This window comes from Erythrobacter sp. W302b (genome assembly GCF_046452395.1).
Classification (GTDB): Bacteria; Pseudomonadota; Alphaproteobacteria; order Sphingomonadales; family Sphingomonadaceae; genus Erythrobacter.
The window spans coordinates 1,827,271-1,848,036 of record NZ_JBKFDH010000001.1 but is presented as its reverse complement, the minus strand read 5'-3'; the positions used below and the strand labels follow the sequence as shown (position 1 = coordinate 1,848,036).

Below are 20,766 nucleotides of genomic sequence, written 5' to 3'. Positions count from 1 at the left end.
GCCCCGGCGCAACCGGTTGCGCAGGGCGAAGCGGCGAAGACTCCGACGGGCCTGATGACGCGCCAGTTTGCCGGCGCGCCCATCCCGGCGATCACGGTCACCGATGCGGCAGGCCAGAGCCTCGATCTGGGCGCGCAGGAGGGGCCGGTGCTGCTCAATCTGTGGGCGACCTGGTGTGCACCCTGCGTCAAGGAAATGCCGCAGCTCGATGCGCTCGCCGCCGCGCTGGATGGGGAGGTGCGGGTGATCACCGTCAGTCAGGATCTGCGCGGGGCCGAGGTGGTGACGCCGTTCTTCGCCAAGGGCGGCTACCAGCGGCTCGAACCGTGGCTCGATCCCGAAACGGCGCTATCGGCGCAGTTCACCCCGGAAGGCGCGCTGCCGCTGACGATCCTGTTCGACGCCAGCGGCAAGGAAGTGCTGCGGGTGGCGGGCGGCTACGCGTGGGACAGCGCGGAAGCGGCGGCGCTGATTCGCGAGAGCCTTTCCGCGCAGTAGGTCAGGCGCTCAGCCGCCGCCCGATCGCTTGCCCCATGCGCAAGGGATCACCGGGCTTGAGGCCGTCGAGCCAGTCGACGCGGCCCGGCTCGAACAACAGCACCACAGTCGAGCCCAGGTAGAAGCGGCCCATCTCGTCCCCGGCGGCGAAATCATGCGCCTTGCCGGTGAAGTCCTCGTGCACCGGGGCCGAGGCATGGGTGCGGAAGGTGTTCGGCCACACCGTATCGATCCCGGCGACGATCATCGCACCGACCATGACGCTGGCGAAATGCCCGTCCGGCCCGTCGAACCGGCACGACAGCCGCTCATTCCGCGCGAACAAGCGGTCGACCCCGGCGGCGGTGGCGACATTGACCGAGTAGAGGTCACCCGGAATGTAGCGGGTCGCCTGCAAGGTGCCCGCGGCGGGCATGTGGACGCGGTGATAATCCTTGGGGCTGAGGTAGATGGTCATGAACCCTCCGCCCTCGAACCGCGCGGCCTCTGCGGGGGGGCAGCCGAGGATTTCCGCGACCGAATAATCACGCCCCTTGGCCTGAATGATCCGCCCGCTGCTGATCGGGCCAAGCTGACTGACCGCGCCATCGGCAGGCGAGAGGATAAACGCCGCGCTATCGGCCAGCGGACGGGCGCCGGGCTTCAGCTCGCGGGTGAAGAAGTCGTTGAAGCTCGCAAACTCCCCGATCCCGCGCGCCGCTTCGCTGAGGTCGACGCCGTAGGCCGCGACAAAGCGGCGGATCAGCCGGTCACGCAGCCACGGCGTCTCACTCGCGGCCAGACGCCCGGCAAAGCGCGAGAGCGCGTGCTGCGGCAGGATGTGCTGGAGCGCGATGAAGGCAGAGGACATGGCCCCGCGCTACCGGCCTGCGGCGAGCGGCGCAAGCGATGCGGGTCAGAGCGTGGCGGTTTGCCCGCCATCGACCTTGATGGCGCAGCCGGTGATGAAACCGGCGCGCGGGGAGGCGAGGAAGGCGGCGATGTCTCCGAACTCCTCGGGGCGACCCAGCCGCCCCGCCGGGATGGCCGCGATTGATCGCGCCGTGATCTGTTCCGGCGTCATCCCGCTCCCCGCCGCCATCGCGCCGTGGAGGCTGGTGAGCCGGTCTGTGGCGATCTGGCCGGGGAGCAGCAGGTTGACCGTCACACCCTCCGCCGCGACTTCGGCCGCGAGCGTCTTGCACCACGACGCCAGCATCGCCCTCACCGCGTTGGACAGCACGAGGCCGGGGATCGGGGTGATCAGGCTGGTCGAGGCGACCGCCAGAACCCGGCCGAACCCGCGCGCCCGCATCTCCGGCAGGAACGCCTGCGCCAGCGCCAGCTGCGCGTTGAACATCCGGTCCATCACGGCCGCAAAGTCCCCCGGCGTGGTGGTCGCCGCCGCTCCGGTGGGCGGGCCACCTGCGTTGAGGACGAGGATATCGACCGGCTTGCCCGTCTCGCGCACGCGGGCGATGATCTGGGCAGGGGCGGCGGGATCATCGAGATCGGCGACAATATGCCCGAGCCCCTGCGGCCCCTCTGCTGAACGCGCCACGGTGATCACATCCGCGCCCTCATCGGCCAGCGAGACGGCAATGGCGCGCCCCAGCCCCTTGCTCGCGCCGAGCACCAGAGCGGTTTTGTCATCGAGTTGCAGATCCATCGCCGTTCTCCGTGAATTTGATGTGCGCGCAGATTGCCAGCATTTCCCGCGGCGCGCGCCTGACAGTATGGGCGGGGTGAGGGCATGACACCCCTCCGCTTGCGCCCGCCAGCATCCGTCAGTTGGCCCCATGCCGCCACAGTGCCGAATGTGCGGCGCGATCGACATGGCAGATGCGACCACCCGGTACATCACTTATGCGAGAATGATCAGATCGACGGGCTTCCTCAAAGAAATGAGCAGCGCGAAAAAATTTCAGCTCAGGCGAAACATTCGGCTCGCTACGCGCTTATAACCTTGCATCGGCAATGACCCGCCGTGCCCCAATAATCCTTGGCCTTCGTCAGCAAATGCTGTCGAAGGCCATTTTTTAATAAGGTGCCTGTTTCATTAAATTCAGCTTCGACAAGAGAAGACAAAATAATTTTGCTCTTGATGAAACATCTTCCGCTGGCTGGGATTTTGCCTCTCACTTAATGTGGAGATCATGACATGAACCTGATTATCATCCTTATCGTCGGCGGTATCCTTGGATGGCTTGCCAGCATCGTGATGCGCACCGACGGGCAACAGGGCATTTTCCTCAACATCGTGGTCGGCGTCATCGGCGCTGTGATCGCTGGGTTCCTGGTTACCCCGCTCATTGGAGGTGCCCCCATCACCAGCGGCGCGTTCGATATCCGTTCGCTGTTTGCTTCGTTTATCGGTGCAGTGATCCTGCTGGGTGTGATCAATCTCTTCCGTCGCGGCAGCGTCCGTTAATCGCCCGGACGTGAGGCAATAGAGATATTGAACGACTTACGGCACACTCGGACGGTATCTTGTGACGGGTCCGCTAATCTCGGCGGGCCCGTTTATTTGTGCGCGATATGCGGCTTGATGGCGCCAAACCCGCGCGTCCTGAAAGTCGATGCGCGAACGGAGACTTTTGAACCGCAGCCCGGCTCATCAATGCTGTCAGGTACGTGCCGGTCAGGCAGTCGCTGCGGCCTTCTCGCCTTCCAGCAATGCCTTGACCCCAGCACGGCCGCGATTGAGGCGGCTCTTCACTGTGCCCATGTTGGCACCGGTCACGACGGCGGCCTCCTCGTAGCTCAGGCCTGCACCGGCCACGAGGAGCAGGATTTCGCGCTGCTGGTCGGGCAGGCGGTGGATCGCGCGCATGACGTCATCGACGTGGACACCCGATTCCTGCGTGGCCTCTTGCACGAGGATCCGTTCTGCCGCTTCGGGATCCCACACGGAGTAGCGCGAGCGCTTTTTGGAATCGGCGAAGTAGTGATTGCGAAGGATCATGAACATCCAGGCCCGAAAGTTTGACCCGGTGATAAACGTGTGACGCGAGGCCCATGCGCGCATCATGGATTCCTGGACCAGATCATCTGCAAGAACCTTGTCTCGGCACAGCCCGCGAGCAAATCCGCGTAGTGCGGGGATGAGAGCGACCATCTGCGCCTTGAACGAATCCAACTCTGCTGGGGACAGCGGCTCCGCATCTGGCTGGGGCATCATTTGTCCTTATTTTGACTGGACTTGGTGGTGAGCTGGGCGACCAGATCGGCGAAATCGTCAGGAATATCCTCGGCAGCTACGTCATCAAAAATCTGACGTAGCGCAGCCTCCACTGGGTCAAATGCAACCGGGGGTTGCGATGCCTTGGGCTTGGGCTGGTTATCGTCTGTCATTCGGTTGATCCCGTTCATCGATCTTTCGCTGGGTGACATCCAAGCTCGATTGGAGCATTGTCGACGAGGTCCGTGCAGCGGGTGCTTACCAAAGCGAAAGTGATGCTTCCGAGAAATGTTCCACCGGGATGGAACAAACTACCCGCTTTTGGGCTTGGCGACGGATTGGAGAAATAACCTATGTCGTCATTCCAGACTGCCGTTACCGCCGAACTGCCCTATCTGCGCCGCTACGCGCGCACCCTTACCGGGTCGCAGTCGATAGGCGATGCCGCCGTGCGCGAGACTCTTCAGGCGATGATCGCCGCGCCCGATGAGATAGACGAAAATGCGCCGGTCCGCGTTGAGCTTTATCGCGTATTTCACCGCATCTGGAGCGATTCCTCTCTGCGTCCGATCGATATTCCCGGTGCGATCGTCGGATCATTGCCGCGGCGATTGCGGAAGGCCTTGCTGCTGACCACAATCGAAGGCTTCACGGTTGACGAAACGGCCCACATTCTCGGCATGACAGAAAGCGAGGTCGAAGACTTCGTCGCCCAGGCCCGCAGCGCGATCCACGCGCTGCTCTCCGCCAAGATCATGATCATCGAGGATGAGGCCATCATCGCGCTCCATCTTAAATCGCTGATGGTATCGATGGGCAACGATGTCGCCGCTATCGTTCGCACCAAAGACGAGGCGGTGGCCATGGCCGAACAGGTTGAGCCGGAGCTTATCCTCGCCGACGTAAATCTGGCGGATGGCTCCAGCGGGATTGATGCGGTTCGGGAAATCCTCAGCAACATGAGCTTGCCGGTCATCTTCATCACCGCGTTCCCCGAAAAGTTGCTGACGGGCGACGGAAGCGAGCCTGCCTACGTCATCAGCAAGCCTTTCGATCCCGACAATGTCGTGGCGACCGTGTGGCAAGCGCTCCTGGTGAGCCGCGAAAAGGCCGCCATGGCAGAGATCGACTGACCGCCAAACCTTCCGCAATTTTGCGGCGACGACCGGTGCGGGCTCACGCCCGCATCGGCATCGGCAAAGTGACCTTGTGATGCTCCCGACTGCCTCCGATCAAACCGCCGATGCTCCGGCGCTGTTGTCCCCGAGGGCCCTGCTCCTTTTCATCATGACCCGCCCGTGGATCCCGCTGATGCTGGGATTTGCATTGGTGTTGGGCGTAGGGATCGTCACCACGCGGACTGTCATGGCAACCGAGCAGTACAATGCCGACGTGCAGCAAGCTTTGGTCACTATCAGCGCCGCAGATACGCTTGCGCTGTCGATGTTGGAGCTGAATTCGGCTCAGCGCGGCTATATCATTAGCCCGGATCCTGCATTCAGGGCCCGTTATGACGACGCCCGGCGCGATTTCGATAGGGATTTCCCCGCTCTCAAGGCCCAGTACGCCAGCCTCGATATGCCGCCGGGCCTGATCGTAGAAATCGATGACGCGGTCGATGCACGCAAGGAATCATTCAACAAAATCAACACTCTGATTGGCTCCGGCAATATGGAGGCCGCGGGTAAGGCTTCGGTCGCGGGCCGGGTGTTCACAGACAACGTCCGCGTCGCGTTGGGCAAAGTCAAAGGCGTTGCTGTCGCAAAACTCAACGAAAGCCAACGCGCGGCCGCTGAGGCCGGCAACCGGGCCTACCTGCTGAACGTGGCAGGCCTTGTCATGGCGTGTTTGCTGATCCTCGGCGCCATCGTGCTCTTGGTACGCCGTGCTGGCGAACTGGAACGCGCAAACGCCGATGTGCGCGAACTGGCAACCACACTCGAAGAGCGCGTTGAGGAACGTACCTCTGATCTTGCCGCGGCGAATGAGGAAATCCAGCGCTTCGCGTATATCGTCAGTCACGATCTTCGTAGCCCATTGGTCAACATCATGGGCTTCACCGCCGAGCTGGAAGAGGCGCAGGCGGTCATGGCGGATTATGCGCGCGCAGAAGAAAACGCTGTACCGGAAGAGGTTCGCACCGCCATTCTCACCGATATGCCCGAAGCGATGGGTTTCATTCGCGCCTCAACCGGGCGGATGGACCGCCTTATCAAGGCCATCCTCCAGATTTCGCGGGAGGGCCGCAGAACCCTGACCAAGGACACCATCGACCTCACCGCCATGTTTAACGAACTCGTCGACGGCATCTCCGTGCAAGCAGATGCGGTCGATGCACAGATCGAGATCGGGGAATTTCCCGAAGTGGTGGGCGACCGTCTCGCGTTTGAGCAGGTGTTTGGCAATTTGCTCGACAATGCAGTGAAATACCTGCGTCGGGGCGTGCCGGGGCGAATTTCCGTGTCAGGCGAGGAACGCGGCAAACGGATTGTGATCCGCATTCGGGATAACGGCAGGGGGATCGCCGAACATGACCGGCGGCGGGTGTTCGAGTTGTTCCGCCGTTCTGGCGACCAGGACAAGCCGGGCGAGGGCATCGGCTTGGCCCACGTGCAGGCCTTGGTGCGCCGCCTCGGAGGCGAAATCCATGTCGAAAGCGAGCTGGGCGAGGGAAGCTGCTTTACCGTCACTTTGCCGCTGACTATGGCGACGAAGACGTAGGCAGGAGAACGGCACAATGGCTCCCGGAGACCATCATCAAGTCACAATCCTCATGGTTGAGGACGATTTGGGCCATGCGCGCCTGATCGAAAAGAACATTCGCCGCGCAGGGGTGATGAACGAAATTGTTCACGCCGCTGACGGCACGACGGCGCTCGAACATCTGCGCAAAGGCCTTGGTCCGGCGCACAGACCCTTTCTCGTGCTGCTCGACCTTAACCTGCCTGACATGAGCGGAACCACGATCCTCGAACATCTCAAGTCCGATCCCGGTTTGCGCCGTTTCCCTGTGATCGTGTTGACCACGACCGACGATGAACGCGAGATCCAGCGCTGCTATGATCTCGGGGCGAACGTCTACATTACCAAGCCGGTCGATTACGACGCCTTCACCACCGCGATCCGCCAGCTAGGCCTGTTTCTGGCCGTCATGCAGGTGCCTCAGGCGGAAGACATGGCGTGACAACAGAGGCGCCTGCACCGCGCCTGCTTTATATCGATGACGACGACGGCTTTGCGCGGCTGCTGTCGCGCGCGCTGACGCGGATGGGCTTCGACGTCACGCACGCGCCAGACGGGGCGAGCGGACTTTCCGCGCTGGACGGGCAGAGCTTCGACGTCGTTGCGCTGGATCACTACATGCCCGGCCTTTCCGGCGAACAGACGCTCGAGAAGATCGTGGCCATGCCCTCTCCCCCGCCGGTCGTCTATGTTACCGCGTCGGACGAAACTCAGGTCGCTGTTTCGGCGCTCAAATCCGGGGCGTCTGATTACGTCATCAAAGACATGGGCAGTGGGTTTTTCGAGCTGCTGGCGGAAATCCTGCGTCAGTCGATCGAAAGCGACCGCCTGCGCAAAGCCGAAAAGGCGGCACAGATCGAAGTCGCCGCTGCGCGCGAGCGGGCGGAGCTGCTGCTGGTCGAGGTAAACCACCGGGTGGCCAACAGCCTGACATTGGTCGTCTCCATGGCCCATTTGCAGGCCGCAGCCCTTCCACGCGGCGAAGCGCGCGACGCGATCGAGGACTTTGCCACCCGGGTTTATGCGATCGCTCAGGTGCACAAGCGGCTCTACACCTCGCAAGACATCCGCGCCGTCCAGCTCGACAGCTATCTCAGTGAGCTCGTGCGCGATCTGCACCGCAGCGTGACGAGTCAGAAGTCGATCACCAAGATCACCTTCGATTGCCCCCCGCTGCGGGTCAGCATCGACCGCGCGATCTCGCTCGGCGTGATCCTTTCCGAACTGATCACCAATGTCGGCAAGTATGCCTACCCCGACGACCTTCGCGGCGCGGTGCGCGTGCGGGTGCATTGCAATGATGGCAAGGCGGCTCGACTTGAGGTGGAGGACGATGGGGTCGGCATCAAGGCCGGGGCATCGGATGGCACGGGGGTGGGGACACAGGTCATGGACGCGTTGGCGCATAGCCTTAATGGTCGTCTGGAGATGATGAAACTCGAGCGCGGGACCCGCGCGATTTTGCATTTTGATGTGGTGCTTTTGCCCGCCCGATAGGCCCATTCGTCCGCGACGATGGAACATTCACGCGTCTCTCAGGCTTGAACCAGGCCAAAGGAGATTACGCATGATCAAGAACATCATCGGCGCGGTTGCAGGTGCAAAGCTCGCGCAGAACACCAAGGTCGATAATGGCACGGGTGCGATCCTCGGTTCGATCGCTCCTGCGCTGATCGCTCGTCTCAGTCTGCCTGCGCTGGTCGCAATCGGTGCCGGGGGCTACTTGCTGAAGCGGTACCGCGACCAGCAGGCCGAAAAGCAAACGGACCCCCAGACCCCGACCCCCACCAGTCGCATCCCGGCTGCCTGAGGGGCACCTCGCGCTGCATTCGATGGCCTGGCCCGCGCGCCTCGTCGTCCCTTCATGCCAGAACGCTCAAGGAGACCCATCATGACCTCATCCACCATGCCGATCAACGAAAGCGACGCCAAGTCCAGCGCAATTGCCCGGGCGAAGCGTCTCGCGCCTGACCTCGCTGCGAGGATTGGCAGCACCCCGGCGACCAAGTTTCGCGGAAACCCGGATATCTTCGGACGGCTGGTTGCCGACCATGATGAACACCGCGCGCTCATCGCCATGATCGAACAGACTTCGGGCGATTCCCCTGACCGTCGGCGCCTGTTCGATGAAATGGTCAAGGAGATGCAAGCCCATGCTGCCGCAGAAGAACAGGCATTGTGGTCTGTCGTGCTGCGAAATCCTGACACCACGGAACACGGGCGCCACGCTGTCGCCGAGCACAAGCAGATCGACGATCTGATTGAGGAACTGCAGGAGGCCGACATGGCCTCTCCCGGTTGGCTGCGACGCTTTGCCGCGCTGAAGGATAAGTACCTCCATCACATTCGCGAAGAAGAGCAGGAGCAATTCGTCGCCGCCGAGCAGCACCTTAGCGAAGCAGATCTGACCCATTTGCGGGCGGTGTTTAATCGCCGCAAGCAGGCCGAAAAGGCAATGGCCGCGTGATGATCTGGTAAGCTGAGGCACGATAGCCTCGGCTTACCGCTCTTGTCTTTAAGGGCCGGGGACACGGTCTCCGCATAGTCGTAACCCGACACCTGTCGGATCCTATCCCTGTGCCTGTAGTAATATCGCCCATACCATTTAGCGTTTATTTTTCACGCAGCGATGGAACATTCGATTTACTAATCAATACCAACCATTTGACTGACGTATCAATAGGAGAGATTGCAATGAAGAAGCTGATCATTAGCGCCGTTTTCGCCCCGCTCGCTGTCAGCCTCGCTGCATGCGATGTTGACCAGACCAAGGAAGGCGAGCTTCCTGCCGTCGAGGTGAAGGGTGGCGAATTGCCGGAGTTTGATGTGGAAACCGCGGAAGTGGATGTCGGTACCAAGACCACGGAAGTCGAGGTGCCGGACGTCGACGTCAAAATGCCCAGCGATGCCGAAGGTGCGCCCGTGACTGGCGACGAGTAAAGCGCCAACTTGTCGTTGACCAGACCGCCGCCTGGAGCGGGGCAAATTCTGCCCCCTCCAGGCGGCGCTTTCTCATTTGCGTGGCGTCCAGATTGTCCATGGATTGCCCAGTAAGACGGGCAATGCTTGCCCGGCAGAGCCGCGGTCTTTCCAGCTTGAACGGACGGTAAATGCCGTCTCGCAAGTACGCCAGCGCGATAAAGCCATAGCGGATCGAGAAAATACGGAAGAACCTTCGAGCCACGAGGGACTTCTGGGCGAAGACCCAAGCCGGTAGGCAAAATCTTCCATCATAACCGGAAACCGCGCTTCTCCGCGGGTTTGCCTGGTGGGCGGTAACGGGCTCGAACCGCTGACCCTCTCGGTGTAAACGAGATGCTCTACCAACTGAGCTAACCGCCCGCGCAGTGCGGGTGGGAGCGATTTAGCGACAAGTGGGCGGGGGTCAAGCGGCCATTGCCGCCTTTGCTCCGGGTCCGGCAAAGATGCTAGAACTCCGCCGCAACCGCAGCAGGACGCCGACGGCATGATCATCGAGACGCAGCTGAATGACGGAACCCCGGTGTGCATCCGCCGGGTGCGCAAGGATGATGAGCAGCGCATCAAGGACGGGATCGCGCAGCTTTCGCCCCAATCGCGCTATCTGCGGTTCTTTTCCGGGATGCGCGAAGCGCCGCCGCAGGTGCTGCGCGCGCTGGTGACGGTCGACGGGCATGATCATATCGCCTGGGGCGCGCTCCGCTCCGATCTGCCGGACACGCCCGCGCTGGGCGTCGTCCATGCCTTCCGCGAGGCCGACGATCCCGGCACGGCGGAATTCTCGGTCGCGGTGGTGGACGAATATCACGGACGCGGCCTCGCGCGGCTGCTGTGCGCGGTGCTGCTGCTGGATTGTCAGCGCGAAGGGCTGGAGCACCTGTCGGTCAACATCCTGCCCGAAAACCGCCCCGCATTGACGCTGGCCCGCTCGCTCGGGGCGGAGGGGACGGGGTACGAAGACGGGATCACCCAGCTCGAAATCGACATCGGCGAAGCACTGGCCTCGCTGCGCGCGGAGAGCGATGTGCCGGGGCTGGCGGCCGTGTTCGAACAGTTCAACGCTTCCCCCGCAGACTGACAGGCTCTAGGGCCGGGTGCATGAGCACGGTCCCACGCATCCTCGTTCTCGGCACCGGCGGCACGATTGCCGGCGCAGGCAGCGGCGCCACCGGCGCGGCCTATCGTCCCGGCGGGCTGGCGCTGGAAACCCTGATCGCGCACCTCGATGCGCTGGGGCTGGCGGCGGAGCTGGTGCCGCAGGATGTGGCCCGGATCGGCTCGCAGGATATCGGCTGGGCCGAATGGCAGGCGCTCCATGCGGCCTGCGCGGGCGCGCTCGACGATCCGGCCATCGCAGGGGTGATCATCACCCACGGCACGGATACCGCCGAAGAGACCGGCTTTCTGCTCGATCTCACTCTGCCGAGCGCCAAGCCGATCGTGCTGGTCGGCGCGATGCGGCCTGCGGACGCGGTGGGCGCAGACGGAATGCGCAACTTTGCCAATGCGGTCAAAGTGGCGAGCGATCCTGACGCCGCCGGGCGCGGGGTGATGCTGGTGATGGGCGATGCGGTGCTATCGGCCCGCGATGCACGCAAGGCGGCGACCTCCGCCATCGACGCGTTCCGCAGCTTCCCGAGGGGGCCGCTGGCGCGTGTGACCCCGTCGACCCTCGACTGGTTCGGCCCGCCGCACCGTCTGGGCGAGGGCGAACGCTATCCCTTCCCGCAGGCCTTGCCCCGCGTGGCGATCCTCACGGCTGGTGCAGGCATGGACGAACAGCCGGTCGAAGCTCTGCTCGGCATCGGATGCAAGGGCGTGGTGCTGGCCGGCATGGGGCAGGGCAACGCCCCTGCAAGCGTGATCGCAGCCTTGTCCCGCGCCGCGGCGCGCGGCGTGCCGGTGGTGCGATCCACCCGCGTGGACGAAGGCATCGTCGACCGAAATGTCGAGGTCGATGATGACGCGCTCGGCCTGGTGGCGGCACGAGCGCTCGGCCCGGCCAAGGCGCGGATGCTGCTGATGGTGCTGATCGCGAACCGGGTGACCGATCCGGCAGCAGTGCAGGCGGCGTTTGATGGAGGGTGAAGGCAGCTTCTCCGGACAGGAGCTGCGGTTCGGCGGGCGACCCCGATCTCACCATGGCTCCCCTCTTTGACGGTTCGGAACCAGACCTTTTTGGCTACACGCCGCGAGTGATGGCCGATGCGCTCTCGGCAACCGGCAGCGAGGTTATGACCAGATCTTTCAGAAACGGCTCAGCGGCAACTTGGGCGATAGCCGGTGAGGCCATGAAGGCGTCCATCGCCTCCTTGCTCTCCCACAGGTAGAAGCTCGCAAATTTGCCGTTCAGGTGATCGGCCATCCAGGTCTTGCGAATGAGCCCCGGAAAATCGGCGATGGCTTGCGCATAGGGATCGACGAACCTCGGGCCATAGGCGGTTTGATCGAGCGTTAGATCATATTGAAATATCTGGGCGTGGCGCATCGTCTTCTCCTCGATAGTCAAGGAATTACCGGCCAACCGCCGCTTGGACCAGTACGCACTTTCTGGTAACAATTGAAAATGTTTGGAAAAGCCAATCCCTACAATCTCGACTGTCCCTCTCGTGACTTTCTCGCGCTTGCGGGAGGCAAGTGGACAGTCTTGCTGCTGTGCGCGCTCCGCGACGGGCCAATGCGGACGGGCGACCTCAAGCGTAAGGTCGGCGGCATCTCGCAGAAGATGCTCGTGCAGACGCTCAAGGCATTGCACTTCAACGGGCTTGTCGAGCGAACGAGCTACGGTGAAGTGCCGCCCCGCGTGGAGTATAGACTGACCACACTTGGTCATTCTCTTAGCGACCTGGCCGCGGGGATCGAACAATGGGTGGTATCGAATTATCCCGAGATATTGAAGCATCGCGAGTCTGGCCGATGGGACTAAGGCCAGGAATGCAAAGGGTCAGCATCCATCCAGCTCAAGCCATGTGCTGCCGCGCGGCGCGGTCCTGACTTTCGCCGGGCCGTGTCCGCCGCACTTCGACTGAAAGCGGATATTCTGAAATTGTCCCCTAAGCGGTCATGGGGCGGCGGTCACAAGCGGCGGCGAGGCGCGGGCCCGAAGGCCGCCATCCCCGCCGCCGCGCTCGCTGTGCGTGCTTTCCTACACGGTCAGGTGCTGGCAGTCTGGCCCGATGATTGTCCGACCTGCCCCTGATCCGTTTCTACGCGCAAAGTCCGTTTAAGACTGCGCCGGGGTCGCTGGCACGGGCTCATTCTGGCGGCAGCAGATGACGAGCGTATTGCACATCACCCGTCACCCCGTGCTTGACACGGGGCTTGGCTGCCTTTCGCTGCCTCGCAGGAAAAAAGCCTAGCCCCGGATCAAGTCCGGGGTGACGATAGGGGCGAAATCAAACCGTCACCCCGCCTCCTGAGACACCCCCTCACCCCCAAGGCGTGACCAAATACTTCTCGCCGGTCTTCATCTGGCGGTAATCGCAGATCGCGTCCTTCTCCAGCATCCCTTCCAGCGTCACCTTGGCCTTGTAGTGGCTGGCGAAGGTGGTGGTGAGGTTTGCCTGCACCCGCTGGCGCATCCGCACCACGGTCTCCATGCCCGCGCGCTGGAGGAACGGCGTCAACAGCCAGCCGGCCACGCACCACTGGAGCCCGTAGGAGGCGGTCAGGATGGTCGGGTTCTGGAGATCGAGCCGGCCGTAGATATACATCTTCTTCTGCTGGTTCGATCCATAGCGCGAGAACTCGCCCATCTGGCTCGCCGCGACCTGCTCCATCGCCTTCAGCACGCCGTCAGAGGCTTGCCCGCCGCCGATCGGATCGAAGCCGAGATAGGCGCCGGTCTCGGCGATCGCGGCGCGCAGGTCGGCCATGTAGGTGGAGGCGGACGAGTTCACCACCCAAGTCGCGCCCTGCGACTTCAGCAGTTCGACATGCTCGTCCTTGCGGACGATGTTGACCAGCTTCATCCCGTCCTCGATGCAGATGCGGTTGAGCATCTGGCCGAGGTTTGAGGCGGCGGCCAGGTGGACGATGGCCGAGTGCCCCTCCATCTTCGCCGTCTCGACAAAACCCAATGCGGTCATTGGGTTGACGAAGCTCGACGCGCCGGTTTCGGACGAATGATTGCCCAGCGGAATGCACATCATCGCGTCTGCAATTGCATATTGGCTGAAGGCATTGCCGGGGACGCAGGCGACCCGCTGGCCCATCAGCGCCTTGGCCATGTCGCTGTCGCCGGTGGCGATCACCGTGCCCGCGCCCTCGTTGCCCGCAGGCAGGCGCTGACCGTGGCGGCCCTTGTTGCCGGTGAGGAAGGGCTCGGGCATGGTGGCGACGACCTTGCCGGGGGTGTAGTCCGCTGTCTCGAAATCGGCAGCGCTGGTGAGGATCGCAAGATCAGAGGGGTTGATCGGCGCGGCCTCCATCCTGACCAGCACCTGATTGCCAGTGGGGGCGGGGAACTGGCTTTCCGCCACCTCCAGCGTCAGCTTGCCGTCGGCGGTGAGGGTGGTGAAGAGCTGCTTTCCGGTGGTCATGACGCGTCCTCTCTTTTCGTCATTGCAAGGAGCCGAAGGCGACGTGGCAATCCAGCTCCTGATCTGGATTGCTTCGCTACGCTCGCAATGACGAGAAGGCTAGGGTGACGTTACGTCACGATTGAAGGATAGCTCGCTTCGACGAAATAAAGCCCGTGCGGCGGTGCGTTGAGGCCCAGCGCATTGCGATCCCGCGCGGCCAGCGCTTCCGCCATGCGCTCCTCGGGCCATGTGCCCGCGCCGACCAGCTTGAGGCAGCCCACCATCGAGCGCACCTGATGATGCAGGAAGGAGCGCGCGGCGGCGTGGATGTGGATCTCGTCACCGACCTTCTCCACGTCCAGCACGTCCAGCGACTTCACCGGGTCGGCGGCCTGACAATGGACCGAGCGGAAGGTGGTGAAATCGTGCCGCCCCACCAGCGCCTGCGCCGCGCGGTGCATCGCGTCCGCGTCGAGCGGCTGGGCGACATGCCAGGCCCTGTCGCGCTGAAGCGTCAGCGGCGCGCGGCGGTTGGCGATCCGGTAGAGATAGCGCCGCCCGGTGCAGGAAAAGCGCGCATGCCAATCGTCCGGCACCACCTCGCAGGCGGTCACAGCGATGGAATCGGGCCGCAGATGCGCGTTCACTGCCGCCATCAGCCGGAAGGGATCGAAGGGCTTTTCGATGTCCACGTGGCTGCGCATGGCGAGCGCATGAACGCCCGCATCTGTGCGGCCCGCGGAGTGCATGACGACGGCCTCGCCGGTGATCCGGTGCAGCGCATCCTCGACCGATTGCTGCACGCTCGGTCCATGAGACTGGCGTTGCAGCCCGAAGAACGGGGTGCCGTCGAATTCGAGGGTCAGGGCGAAGCGGGTCATGAACCTATCCGTCACCCCGGCGCAGGCCGGGGCCCAGAGCGGCACGCTCCGCGCTTGCGGCACTGGGTCCCGGCCTGCGCCGGGATGACGAGGAGGGCGACTTCGTCATGAGAGCACCACCCCCGACGCCACAGCCCGCCCGCGCAGGAATTCGTCGCGTGCCATGGCCGGCTTGCCCGCGCGCTGGAGTTTCAGAGGCCGGATCGCGCCCGACCCGCAGGCGATGGTGAAGTCGTCGTCCAGCACCGTGCCGGGCGCGCCGCTGGCGTCCACCACCTCGGCGAGCAGCAGCTTCACCCGCTCGCCCTCAAGCTCGAACCAGGCACCGGGGAAGGGGGCAAGGCCGCGCACGGTGCGTTCAATCACGGCGGCGTCCTGCGCCCAGTCAATCCTCGCCTCTGCCTTGTCGATCTTGGGCGCGTAGATCGCGAGGCTCTCATCCTGCACCTCCGGCGGGAAGGCCGCGAGATCGGCCAGCACCTCCACCATCGCCGCTGCGCCCATCGCGCCCAGTTCTGCGAACAGTTCTCCCGTCGTCTTGGTCCCGACCGGCGTGCGCACCTTGTGGAGCATCGGCCCGGTATCGAGCCCCGCTTCCATCTGCATGATCGTCACGCCCGTCGCGGCATCGCCCGCCATCACCGCACGGTGGATCGGCGCCGCCCCGCGCCAGCGCGGCAGGAGCGAGGCGTGGATGTTGAGGCAGCCGTGGCGCGGCGCGTCCAGCACTGCCTGCGGCAGGATCAACCCGTAAGCCGCGACCACCGCCACATCGGCCCCCAGCGCCGCGAACGCCGCCTGCGCCTCGGTGTTCCGCAAGGACCCAGGCGATTTGACCTCCACCCCCAGCCGCTCCGCTTCGACCTGCACCGGGGACGGCATCAGCTTCTTCCCCCGGCCCGCCGGGCGCGGCGGCTGGGTGTAAACGCACGCCACCTCATGCCCTGCCTCCGCCAAAGCGCGCAGGGCGGGCACCGCGAAATCGGGCGTTCCCATGAAGATGATGCGCAACTGAACAATCTCCGTTGGTGCTGAGCTTGTCGAAGCACTGTGTTTCGCCTTAGCAGTGGCCCATAAAGAGAAGTGCAGCCCTTCGACAAGCTCAGGGCGAACGGAAAAGGGAAGACGCGCGCCTTGGCCTCACAGGAAATCGAAGCTCTGAGTTCCGCGCTCGCCCGCCTGCCGGGGCTTGGGCCCCGCAGCGCGCGGCGGGCGGTGCTGTGGCTGGTCAAGCACCGTGAGAGCGCGCTGCCCGCCCTGCTCGAAGCCCTCGCGGACGTCGCCGAGACGCTGGTCGAGTGCCACATCTGCGGCAATGTCGACACCTCCGACCCCTGCGGCATCTGCACCGACCCGCGCCGCGACGGGCGCGCGCTGTGCGTGGTGGAGGAAGTGTCCGACGTCTGGGCGCTGGACCGCGCGCGCCTGTTTCCCGGGCGCTACCATGTGCTCGGCGGCAGGCTCTCGGCGCTCGACGGCATCGCGCCTGAAGACCTCAACATCGCCAGCCTGCTCGCGCGGGTCGAGGCGGGGGGGATCGACGAGGTGGTGCTCGCCATGAACGCCACTCTGGAAGGCCAGACCACCGCGCACTACATCGCCGAGCGGCTTGAGGTCTTCCCCGTCCGCGTGACCCAGCTCGCCCACGGCTTGCCGGTGGGCGGGGAGCTCGATTACCTCGACGAAGGCACGCTGGCACAGGCGCTCCGGGCGAGAAGGCCGGTGGGTTAGGGCGCGACGCCCTCGACCAGCAGGATCCGCGAGCGCGCATTGGCATGGCGCAGATGCGCGACCGCCTTGTATTCCGGCCCGTCAAGACACGCCCGCGCCGCCGCCAGCGAGGCGAACTCGATCACCACCATCCGCCCGGCCGCCGCCTCGCCCTCGCGCGCCTCGCTCGCCCCGCCGCGCACCAGATAGCGCCCGCCGCAAGCCGCGATCACCGGGCCGACCTTGGCGACATATTGCGCATAACCATCGGGATTGGTGACCGCGATCTCGCCCACGACATAGGCCTTGGGTATGGCCGTCTCGCCTGCCATCACCAGCGCCGCCCCGGCAAGGCACAGCCCCGCCGCTCCTGTCATCACCGCCTTACGCATCCCTGTTCCCCCATCGTCATTGAATCCTGCACCATCCTGACAGCTTGATAAGCCGCGGTCACGGGCCTATCTTTCCGACCATGGCTATCCGCGAAATCCTTGAAGTGCCGGACCCCCGGCTGAAGATCGTCTCGACCCCGGTTGAACCCCACGAGTTCAACGACGACCTGCGCACACTGGTCGAAGACATGTTCGAGACCATGTACGACGCCCCCGGCATCGGGCTGGCCGCAATCCAGATCGGCGTGCCCAAGCGCGTGCTGGTGATCGACCTCCAGCCCGAAGACCCGGACGCTGAGCCCGTGGAATGCAGCCACGATGGCCACAAGCACACCCACCCCGCGACCAAGAATGATCCGCGCGTGTTCATCAACCCGGTGATCGTCGATCCGGCGGCGGAGCTTTCGACCTATCAGGAAGGGTGTCTCTCGGTCCCCGAAATCTATGCCGATGTGGATCGCCCGGCGACCTGCACGGTGCGTTATCAGGACTTGGACGGCAACAGCCATGAGGAACACCTCACCGGCCTGATGGCGACCTGCCTTCAGCACGAGATGGACCATCTCGAAGGCATCCTCTTCATCGACCATCTGTCGCGCCTGAAAAAGGCGATGGTGCTGAAGAAGCTCGAGAAGATCCGCCGCGCGGCGTAGTTTTTTTGCGAAGGCGCCTCCGCGCCTTCGTCCTCGGGGCTGTTCTCTTCCCCCGGCTCAAGGCCGGGGTCCGAGGCCCCTGCGGCTCGCGCGCGTGCGCTCGCGGCGCGTGCCGTGCCGATGCTTGCGCTTGCCTTTCCCACCCTCGTCACCCCGGCGGAGGCCGGGATCCAGCTTTCTTGTTGGAAAGCATGACGCAGGCCTAGCGTTCCCCATTCGTTCCTTGTAGGAATGCGCGATGGACCCTGCGATTCTCTCGATCATTGCCCTCCTTGCCGGTGCCGCGCTCGGCTGGTTCCTCGCCTCGCGCCCGCTCGCCGATCTGCGCGCGCGGCTGGGGGCGGCTGAGGCGGCGGGGGCCGAGGGGGAGGCGAAGTTCGCCCGCGCCATTGCGGAGCTGGGCGAGGCGCGGGTCGAGATTGCCGCACTCGGTGAACGCGCCGCACGCGCCGACAGTCTGGGGCAGCAGCTCGACGCCGCGCGCGAGGAAAACGCCCGCTTCCGCGCTGAACGTGCCGCCTTCGAGGAACAGAAGCGCCTGCTGGAAGAATCGCGCGCGAACCTGCTCAAGGAGTTCGAGAACACCGGGGCGCAGGTCCTGAACCGTGCGCAGGAAGCCTTTTTGAAACGCGCCGAGGAACGCCTCGGCCATTCCGAGAAGGCGAGCGAGGAAAAGCTGAAGGCGCTGCTTTCTCCGGTGGGCGACAAGCTGGCGAGCTACGAGCGGCAGGTCGCCGAGCTGGAGGCCAAGCGCACCGATGCCTTCGGACAGCTGGCTGGCCTGATCCAGTCGATGCGGGAAGGGCAGGAACAGGTCCGGCGCGAGGCGCAGCGGCTCGGCAATTCCTTGACCAGCGGACCTAAGGCGCGCGGTCGATGGGGAGAGCGCGCGTTGCAGAACGTGCTCGAACAATGTGGGCTGGCCGAACATACGGATTTCCATCTCGAGCAATCGATGGACACGGACGAGGGGCGGCTGCGGCCCGATGCGATTGTGAATGTGCCGGGCCAGAAAAAGCTGGTGATCGATTCGAAGGTATCGTTGAACGCTTATCAGGCAGCCTTCGAAACGGACGATGATGCCGATCGCAAGCGCCATCTCGATCTCCACGCCAAGTCGATGCGCGGCCATGTTCAGACGCTCGGTTCAAAGAGCTACCAGAGCCAGTTCGATGATGCGCCTGATTATGTAGTAATGTTCGTGCCGGGTGAGCACTTCGTTGCCGCCGCGCTGGAACATGATCCCGAATTGTGGGATTTTGCTTTCCGCAACAAGGTGCTGCTGGCGACGCCGACCAACCTTGTCGCGATAGCGCGCACAGTCGCGCAGGTTTGGCGGCAAGATCGGATGGCAAAAGAAGCTGCCGAAATTGGAAGATTAGGGGCGGACTTGTACGATAGGCTTCGCAAGGCTGGGGAGCACTTGAAGCGGGTCGGCGGTGGGCTTGAGTCCGCTGTTAAGAACTACAACAGCTTCGTTGGTAGCTTTGAACGGAATGTCTTGTCCTCTGGCCGACGCCTTGCAGAAAAGGGCGTCGAAATCGGCAAAGGTGAAATCGACGAGGTGCCACTTGTTGAGTCATCGCCGCGCTACAACGCGGAGGATGTTGCAGCGCTCGAAGCGCCTGATAGGAATGCGGAAAGCGGTAATCGCGACGTAGCGGATTAGGTCGGATGGACGGGCAGAACAGCGGCTGGCAGCTGGCACAGATCAACATAGGCAAGCTGCTCGCGCCCGAGGGTGATCCGCGCGTCCAGCCCTTCTTCGACGCGCTTGAGCGCATCAACGCCATCGCCGATGCCTCGCCCGGGTTCGTCTGGCGGCTCCAGTCCGACAGCGGCAATGCCACCGATTTCGACGTCGCCTCCGATCCGCTGCTGCTCGTCAACATGTCGGTGTGGCAGGATGCGGAAAGCCTGTTCGCCTTCGTCTACCGCTCGGGTCACACGCCGGAAATGGCGCGGCGGCGCGAATATTTCCACCGCTTCGAGGGCGCCTATCAGGCCCTGTGGTGGGTGCCCGCAGGCCACCGCCCGAGTATCGACGAGGGCCTTTCGCGCCTGTGGATGCTCGACCGCTACGGCCCGACCCCGCAGAGCTTCACCTTCAAGGCGCGCTTTCCCCAGCCCGGTCTTGCCGATCCGCCGGTCGACATGAAGCCCGATCCGTGGTGCATCGGCCACGCGTAAGGCAAGGCTTTCCTACATCCGCGCGGCAGACAATGATGCGGGCCGCTCTTTCCCATCGTCCGCACGCATCAGCCGCCCGAAACCGGTGTCGGGCAGAGCTTCAAAGCCCCGTTTCCCTGTCCGTCCGCTTGCGTTGGCGGGGTGCAAGTATCGGGAAATATGTCGAAAATTGGCGCATTGCCCAGCGGACACGGTGTCACCTTTGTAACGCTTATTCCAGCGCCGCCAGCACCTCGTAAGCCAGCACTGCGCCCGCCACGGCCGCATTGAGCGAATCCGCGCGGCCCTTCATCGGCATCGTCACCCGCAGGTCGCAGGCTGCCTCGTAATCCTCCGGCAGCCCCTGCGATTCGTTGCCGACCAGAATGAAGCACGGTGCAGCATAAGGCGCCCCGCGATAGGGCACAGCATCGCGCAAGGACGCCGCGACCAGTTGGCTGTCTCCCGCCCGCAGCCATGGCAGAAATTCGTCCCACCGCGCCTGCACCAGCCCCACGGTGAACAGCGCGCCCATGCTCGCGCGGACGGCTTCGGCGCTGAAGGGGTCGGCGCAGTCATCGATCAGGATCAGCCCGCCCGCGCCCACCGCGTCGCAGGTGCGCAGCATCGTGCCGAGGTTGCCCGGATCGCGCAAAGCCTGAGCGGCGAGCCAGATCGGCGCGGCTTCGCGGTCCAGCGTCGCCAGCGACGTGTCCCATTCGTCGAACACCCCCGCGACGCTCTGGGCATTGTCCTTGCCGGTGATCTTGGAGAGGATGTCAGGCGTGGTTTCGATCACCTCGCCCCCCGCCGCCATGACGTCAGCCTCAAGCCGGACGAGCAGCGCGTGTGCGCGCCCCTCGGCCATCACCAGCGTCTGCGGCACCCGGCCCGAAGCGCGCGCGTCCTCCAGCAGCCGCAGCCCTTCGACCAGGAACTGGCCGGAACGCTTGCGATGCTTCTTGTCGCGCAGCGAGCGCAGATATTTGACGGTCGGATTGGAAAAGCCGGTGATGTGCTTGCGCATGGTCCTCGGCCTATGCCGTTCGTGTCGAGCGA

At 63.9% G+C, this 20,766-nt stretch carries 26 protein-coding genes and 1 tRNA gene; 16 read left to right on the top strand and 11 right to left on the bottom strand.

From position 1 onward, the window contains the following. Positions 1-54: 54 nt before the first annotated feature. Positions 55-498 carry a TlpA family protein disulfide reductase gene (locus ACLBKT_RS09055; protein ID WP_410182592.1) on the top strand — a complete coding sequence of 148 codons (444 nt, stop codon included), beginning with the start codon at positions 55-57 and terminating at the stop codon, positions 496-498. Between the two features lies 1 nt (position 499). Here the strand turns inward: ACLBKT_RS09055 and asd are convergent, their stop codons facing one another. Next, on the bottom strand, positions 500-1,348 hold the full coding sequence (gene asd, locus ACLBKT_RS09050; RefSeq protein ID WP_410182591.1) for an archaetidylserine decarboxylase: 849 nt from the start codon (positions 1,346-1,348) through the stop codon (positions 500-502). A gap of 45 nt (positions 1,349-1,393) precedes the next feature. Continuing rightward, complete coding sequence (locus ACLBKT_RS09045) at positions 1,394-2,146, bottom strand: SDR family oxidoreductase (RefSeq protein ID WP_410182590.1); 753 nt, start codon at positions 2,144-2,146, stop codon at positions 1,394-1,396. A 492-nt stretch (positions 2,147-2,638) separates the two neighbouring features. On the opposite strand from ACLBKT_RS09045, the gene ACLBKT_RS09040 reads away from it, so the two are divergent. After that, a complete protein-coding gene (locus tag ACLBKT_RS09040) occupies positions 2,639-2,908 on the top strand; it encodes a GlsB/YeaQ/YmgE family stress response membrane protein (protein WP_410182589.1) in 270 nt (89 codons plus the stop codon). Between the two features lie 210 nt (positions 2,909-3,118). Here the strand turns inward: ACLBKT_RS09040 and ACLBKT_RS09035 are convergent, their stop codons facing one another. Then, entirely contained in the window at positions 3,119-3,655 is a 537-nt protein-coding gene (locus tag ACLBKT_RS09035) for a sigma-70 family RNA polymerase sigma factor (RefSeq protein ID WP_410182588.1), read from the bottom strand. After that, positions 3,655-3,831, bottom strand: a complete 177-nt coding sequence (locus tag ACLBKT_RS09030; protein WP_410182587.1) for a NepR family anti-sigma factor — start codon at positions 3,829-3,831, stop codon at positions 3,655-3,657. The genes ACLBKT_RS09035 and ACLBKT_RS09030 overlap by 1 nt, the downstream gene beginning before the upstream one ends. A gap of 180 nt (positions 3,832-4,011) precedes the next feature. Between ACLBKT_RS09030 and ACLBKT_RS09025 the strand changes: the two genes are divergently transcribed. From ACLBKT_RS09025 to ACLBKT_RS08995, 7 genes are all read left to right on the top strand, one after another. Next, positions 4,012-4,791, top strand: coding sequence for a response regulator (locus ACLBKT_RS09025; RefSeq protein WP_410182586.1), 780 nt, complete (start codon positions 4,012-4,014; stop codon positions 4,789-4,791). 79 nt (positions 4,792-4,870) lie between these two features. Further along, positions 4,871-6,379, top strand: a complete 1,509-nt coding sequence (locus ACLBKT_RS09020) for a sensor histidine kinase (RefSeq protein ID WP_410182585.1) — start codon at positions 4,871-4,873, stop codon at positions 6,377-6,379. 52 nt (positions 6,380-6,431) lie between these two features. Next, positions 6,432-6,842: a response regulator gene (locus ACLBKT_RS09015; protein WP_410182584.1), complete on the top strand. Its 411-nt coding sequence runs from the start codon at positions 6,432-6,434 to the stop codon at positions 6,840-6,842. Beyond that, the gene (locus ACLBKT_RS09010; RefSeq protein ID WP_410182583.1) at positions 6,839-7,897 is read left to right on the top strand and encodes a sensor histidine kinase; all 1,059 of its coding nucleotides are present in this window, start codon (positions 6,839-6,841) and stop codon (positions 7,895-7,897) included. Before ACLBKT_RS09015 ends, ACLBKT_RS09010 begins: the two co-directional genes overlap by 4 nt. Before the next feature lie 70 nt (positions 7,898-7,967). Next, positions 7,968-8,210 (top strand): hypothetical protein, encoded by a 243-nt coding sequence (locus tag ACLBKT_RS09005; protein ID WP_410182582.1) that lies wholly within the window; start codon positions 7,968-7,970, stop codon positions 8,208-8,210. An 81-nt stretch (positions 8,211-8,291) separates the two neighbouring features. Then, entirely contained in the window at positions 8,292-8,867 is a 576-nt protein-coding gene (locus ACLBKT_RS09000) for a hemerythrin domain-containing protein (RefSeq protein ID WP_410182581.1), read from the top strand. Positions 8,868-9,094: 227 nt separating this feature from the next. Beyond that, positions 9,095-9,340, top strand: coding sequence for a hypothetical protein (locus ACLBKT_RS08995; protein ID WP_410182580.1), 246 nt, complete (start codon positions 9,095-9,097; stop codon positions 9,338-9,340). 326 nt (positions 9,341-9,666) lie between these two features. On the opposite strand, the gene ACLBKT_RS08990 is transcribed toward ACLBKT_RS08995, so the two are convergent. Beyond that, a tRNA-Val gene (locus tag ACLBKT_RS08990) sits at positions 9,667-9,742 on the bottom strand. 124 nt (positions 9,743-9,866) lie between these two features. On the opposite strand from ACLBKT_RS08990, the gene ACLBKT_RS08985 reads away from it, so the two are divergent. Together ACLBKT_RS08985 and ACLBKT_RS08980 are read left to right on the top strand one after the other, a co-directional pair. Next, entirely contained in the window at positions 9,867-10,457 is a 591-nt protein-coding gene (locus tag ACLBKT_RS08985; RefSeq protein ID WP_410182579.1) for an N-acetyltransferase family protein, read from the top strand. Between the two features lie 20 nt (positions 10,458-10,477). Beyond that, positions 10,478-11,467 (top strand): asparaginase, encoded by a 990-nt coding sequence (locus ACLBKT_RS08980; RefSeq protein ID WP_410182578.1) that lies wholly within the window; start codon positions 10,478-10,480, stop codon positions 11,465-11,467. Between the two features lie 94 nt (positions 11,468-11,561). Here the strand turns inward: ACLBKT_RS08980 and ACLBKT_RS08975 are convergent, their stop codons facing one another. Beyond that, a complete protein-coding gene (locus ACLBKT_RS08975; RefSeq protein ID WP_410182577.1) occupies positions 11,562-11,867 on the bottom strand; it encodes a YdhR family protein in 306 nt (101 codons plus the stop codon). Between the two features lie 78 nt (positions 11,868-11,945). Between ACLBKT_RS08975 and ACLBKT_RS08970 the strand changes: the two genes are divergently transcribed. Then, positions 11,946-12,305: a winged helix-turn-helix transcriptional regulator gene (locus ACLBKT_RS08970; RefSeq protein WP_410182576.1), complete on the top strand. Its 360-nt coding sequence runs from the start codon at positions 11,946-11,948 to the stop codon at positions 12,303-12,305. A gap of 502 nt (positions 12,306-12,807) precedes the next feature. Here the strand turns inward: ACLBKT_RS08970 and ACLBKT_RS08965 are convergent. From ACLBKT_RS08965 to fmt, 3 genes are all read right to left on the bottom strand, one after another. Further along, positions 12,808-13,920 carry a zinc-binding dehydrogenase gene (locus ACLBKT_RS08965; RefSeq protein ID WP_410182575.1) on the bottom strand — a complete coding sequence of 371 codons (1,113 nt, stop codon included), beginning with the start codon at positions 13,918-13,920 and terminating at the stop codon, positions 12,808-12,810. A 110-nt stretch (positions 13,921-14,030) separates the two neighbouring features. Beyond that, positions 14,031-14,783 (bottom strand): tRNA pseudouridine(38-40) synthase TruA, encoded by a 753-nt coding sequence (gene truA / locus ACLBKT_RS08960; RefSeq protein WP_410182574.1) that lies wholly within the window; start codon positions 14,781-14,783, stop codon positions 14,031-14,033. A 105-nt stretch (positions 14,784-14,888) separates the two neighbouring features. Then, positions 14,889-15,794, bottom strand: a complete 906-nt coding sequence (fmt, locus tag ACLBKT_RS08955) for a methionyl-tRNA formyltransferase (protein WP_410182573.1) — start codon at positions 15,792-15,794, stop codon at positions 14,889-14,891. A gap of 123 nt (positions 15,795-15,917) precedes the next feature. On the opposite strand from fmt, the gene recR reads away from it, so the two are divergent. Beyond that, positions 15,918-16,514: a recombination mediator RecR gene (gene recR / locus ACLBKT_RS08950; RefSeq protein ID WP_410182572.1), complete on the top strand. Its 597-nt coding sequence runs from the start codon at positions 15,918-15,920 to the stop codon at positions 16,512-16,514. Here recR and ACLBKT_RS08945 read toward each other — a convergent pair. Further along, the gene (locus ACLBKT_RS08945) at positions 16,511-16,885 is read right to left on the bottom strand and encodes a DUF1330 domain-containing protein (protein WP_410182571.1); all 375 of its coding nucleotides are present in this window, start codon (positions 16,883-16,885) and stop codon (positions 16,511-16,513) included. The genes recR and ACLBKT_RS08945 overlap by 4 nt on opposite strands. 80 nt (positions 16,886-16,965) lie before the next feature. Between ACLBKT_RS08945 and ACLBKT_RS08940 the strand changes: the two genes are divergently transcribed. The 3 genes from ACLBKT_RS08940 (at position 16,966) to ACLBKT_RS08930 (ending at position 19,728) form a co-directional block, all read left to right on the top strand. Then, positions 16,966-17,538, top strand: coding sequence for a peptide deformylase (locus ACLBKT_RS08940; RefSeq protein ID WP_410182570.1), 573 nt, complete (start codon positions 16,966-16,968; stop codon positions 17,536-17,538). 238 nt (positions 17,539-17,776) lie between these two features. Next, on the top strand, positions 17,777-19,207 hold the full coding sequence (locus ACLBKT_RS08935; RefSeq protein WP_410182569.1) for a DNA recombination protein RmuC: 1,431 nt from the start codon (positions 17,777-17,779) through the stop codon (positions 19,205-19,207). Positions 19,208-19,212: 5 nt separating this feature from the next. After that, a complete protein-coding gene (locus tag ACLBKT_RS08930) occupies positions 19,213-19,728 on the top strand; it encodes a DUF3291 domain-containing protein (RefSeq protein ID WP_410182568.1) in 516 nt (171 codons plus the stop codon). 211 nt (positions 19,729-19,939) lie between these two features. Here the strand turns inward: ACLBKT_RS08930 and ACLBKT_RS08925 are convergent, their stop codons facing one another. After that, complete coding sequence (locus ACLBKT_RS08925; protein ID WP_410182567.1) at positions 19,940-20,734, bottom strand: TrmH family RNA methyltransferase; 795 nt, start codon at positions 20,732-20,734, stop codon at positions 19,940-19,942. Positions 20,735-20,766: the final 32 nt, after the last annotated feature.

Excerpts from the sequence above, each read along its gene's own strand:
- ACLBKT_RS09015 (WP_410182584.1), top strand. The coding sequence starts at position 6,432 with ATGGTTGAGGACGATTTGGGCCATGCGCGCCTGATCGAAAAGAACATT.
- ACLBKT_RS08925 (WP_410182567.1), bottom strand. The coding sequence starts at position 20,734 with ATGCGCAAGCACATCACCGGCTTTTCCAATCCGACCGTCAAATATCTG.
- ACLBKT_RS09020 (WP_410182585.1), top strand. The coding sequence starts at position 4,871 with ATGCTCCCGACTGCCTCCGATCAAACCGCCGATGCTCCGGCGCTGTTG.
- ACLBKT_RS09055 (WP_410182592.1), top strand. The coding sequence starts at position 55 with ATGACGCGCCAGTTTGCCGGCGCGCCCATCCCGGCGATCACGGTCACC.
- ACLBKT_RS09035 (WP_410182588.1), bottom strand. The coding sequence starts at position 3,655 with ATGCCCCAGCCAGATGCGGAGCCGCTGTCCCCAGCAGAGTTGGATTCG.
- ACLBKT_RS08970 (WP_410182576.1), top strand. The coding sequence starts at position 11,946 with ATGTTTGGAAAAGCCAATCCCTACAATCTCGACTGTCCCTCTCGTGAC.
- ACLBKT_RS08980 (WP_410182578.1), top strand. The coding sequence starts at position 10,478 with ATGAGCACGGTCCCACGCATCCTCGTTCTCGGCACCGGCGGCACGATT.
- ACLBKT_RS09025 (WP_410182586.1), top strand. The coding sequence starts at position 4,012 with ATGTCGTCATTCCAGACTGCCGTTACCGCCGAACTGCCCTATCTGCGC.
- ACLBKT_RS08995 (WP_410182580.1), top strand. The coding sequence starts at position 9,095 with ATGAAGAAGCTGATCATTAGCGCCGTTTTCGCCCCGCTCGCTGTCAGC.
- ACLBKT_RS09045 (WP_410182590.1), bottom strand. The coding sequence starts at position 2,146 with ATGGATCTGCAACTCGATGACAAAACCGCTCTGGTGCTCGGCGCGAGC.
- ACLBKT_RS09030 (WP_410182587.1), bottom strand. The coding sequence starts at position 3,831 with ATGACAGACGATAACCAGCCCAAGCCCAAGGCATCGCAACCCCCGGTT.
- ACLBKT_RS08940 (WP_410182570.1), top strand. The coding sequence starts at position 16,966 with ATGGCTATCCGCGAAATCCTTGAAGTGCCGGACCCCCGGCTGAAGATC.
- asd (WP_410182591.1), bottom strand. The coding sequence starts at position 1,348 with ATGTCCTCTGCCTTCATCGCGCTCCAGCACATCCTGCCGCAGCACGCG.
- ACLBKT_RS08945 (WP_410182571.1), bottom strand. The coding sequence starts at position 16,885 with ATGCGTAAGGCGGTGATGACAGGAGCGGCGGGGCTGTGCCTTGCCGGG.
- ACLBKT_RS09000 (WP_410182581.1), top strand. The coding sequence starts at position 8,292 with ATGACCTCATCCACCATGCCGATCAACGAAAGCGACGCCAAGTCCAGC.
- ACLBKT_RS09005 (WP_410182582.1), top strand. The coding sequence starts at position 7,968 with ATGATCAAGAACATCATCGGCGCGGTTGCAGGTGCAAAGCTCGCGCAG.
- ACLBKT_RS08975 (WP_410182577.1), bottom strand. The coding sequence starts at position 11,867 with ATGCGCCACGCCCAGATATTTCAATATGATCTAACGCTCGATCAAACC.
- ACLBKT_RS08965 (WP_410182575.1), bottom strand. The coding sequence starts at position 13,920 with ATGACCACCGGAAAGCAGCTCTTCACCACCCTCACCGCCGACGGCAAG.
- ACLBKT_RS08985 (WP_410182579.1), top strand. The coding sequence starts at position 9,867 with ATGATCATCGAGACGCAGCTGAATGACGGAACCCCGGTGTGCATCCGC.
- ACLBKT_RS08930 (WP_410182568.1), top strand. The coding sequence starts at position 19,213 with ATGGACGGGCAGAACAGCGGCTGGCAGCTGGCACAGATCAACATAGGC.
- truA (WP_410182574.1), bottom strand. The coding sequence starts at position 14,783 with ATGACCCGCTTCGCCCTGACCCTCGAATTCGACGGCACCCCGTTCTTC.
- ACLBKT_RS09040 (WP_410182589.1), top strand. The coding sequence starts at position 2,639 with ATGAACCTGATTATCATCCTTATCGTCGGCGGTATCCTTGGATGGCTT.
- ACLBKT_RS08935 (WP_410182569.1), top strand. The coding sequence starts at position 17,777 with ATGGACCCTGCGATTCTCTCGATCATTGCCCTCCTTGCCGGTGCCGCG.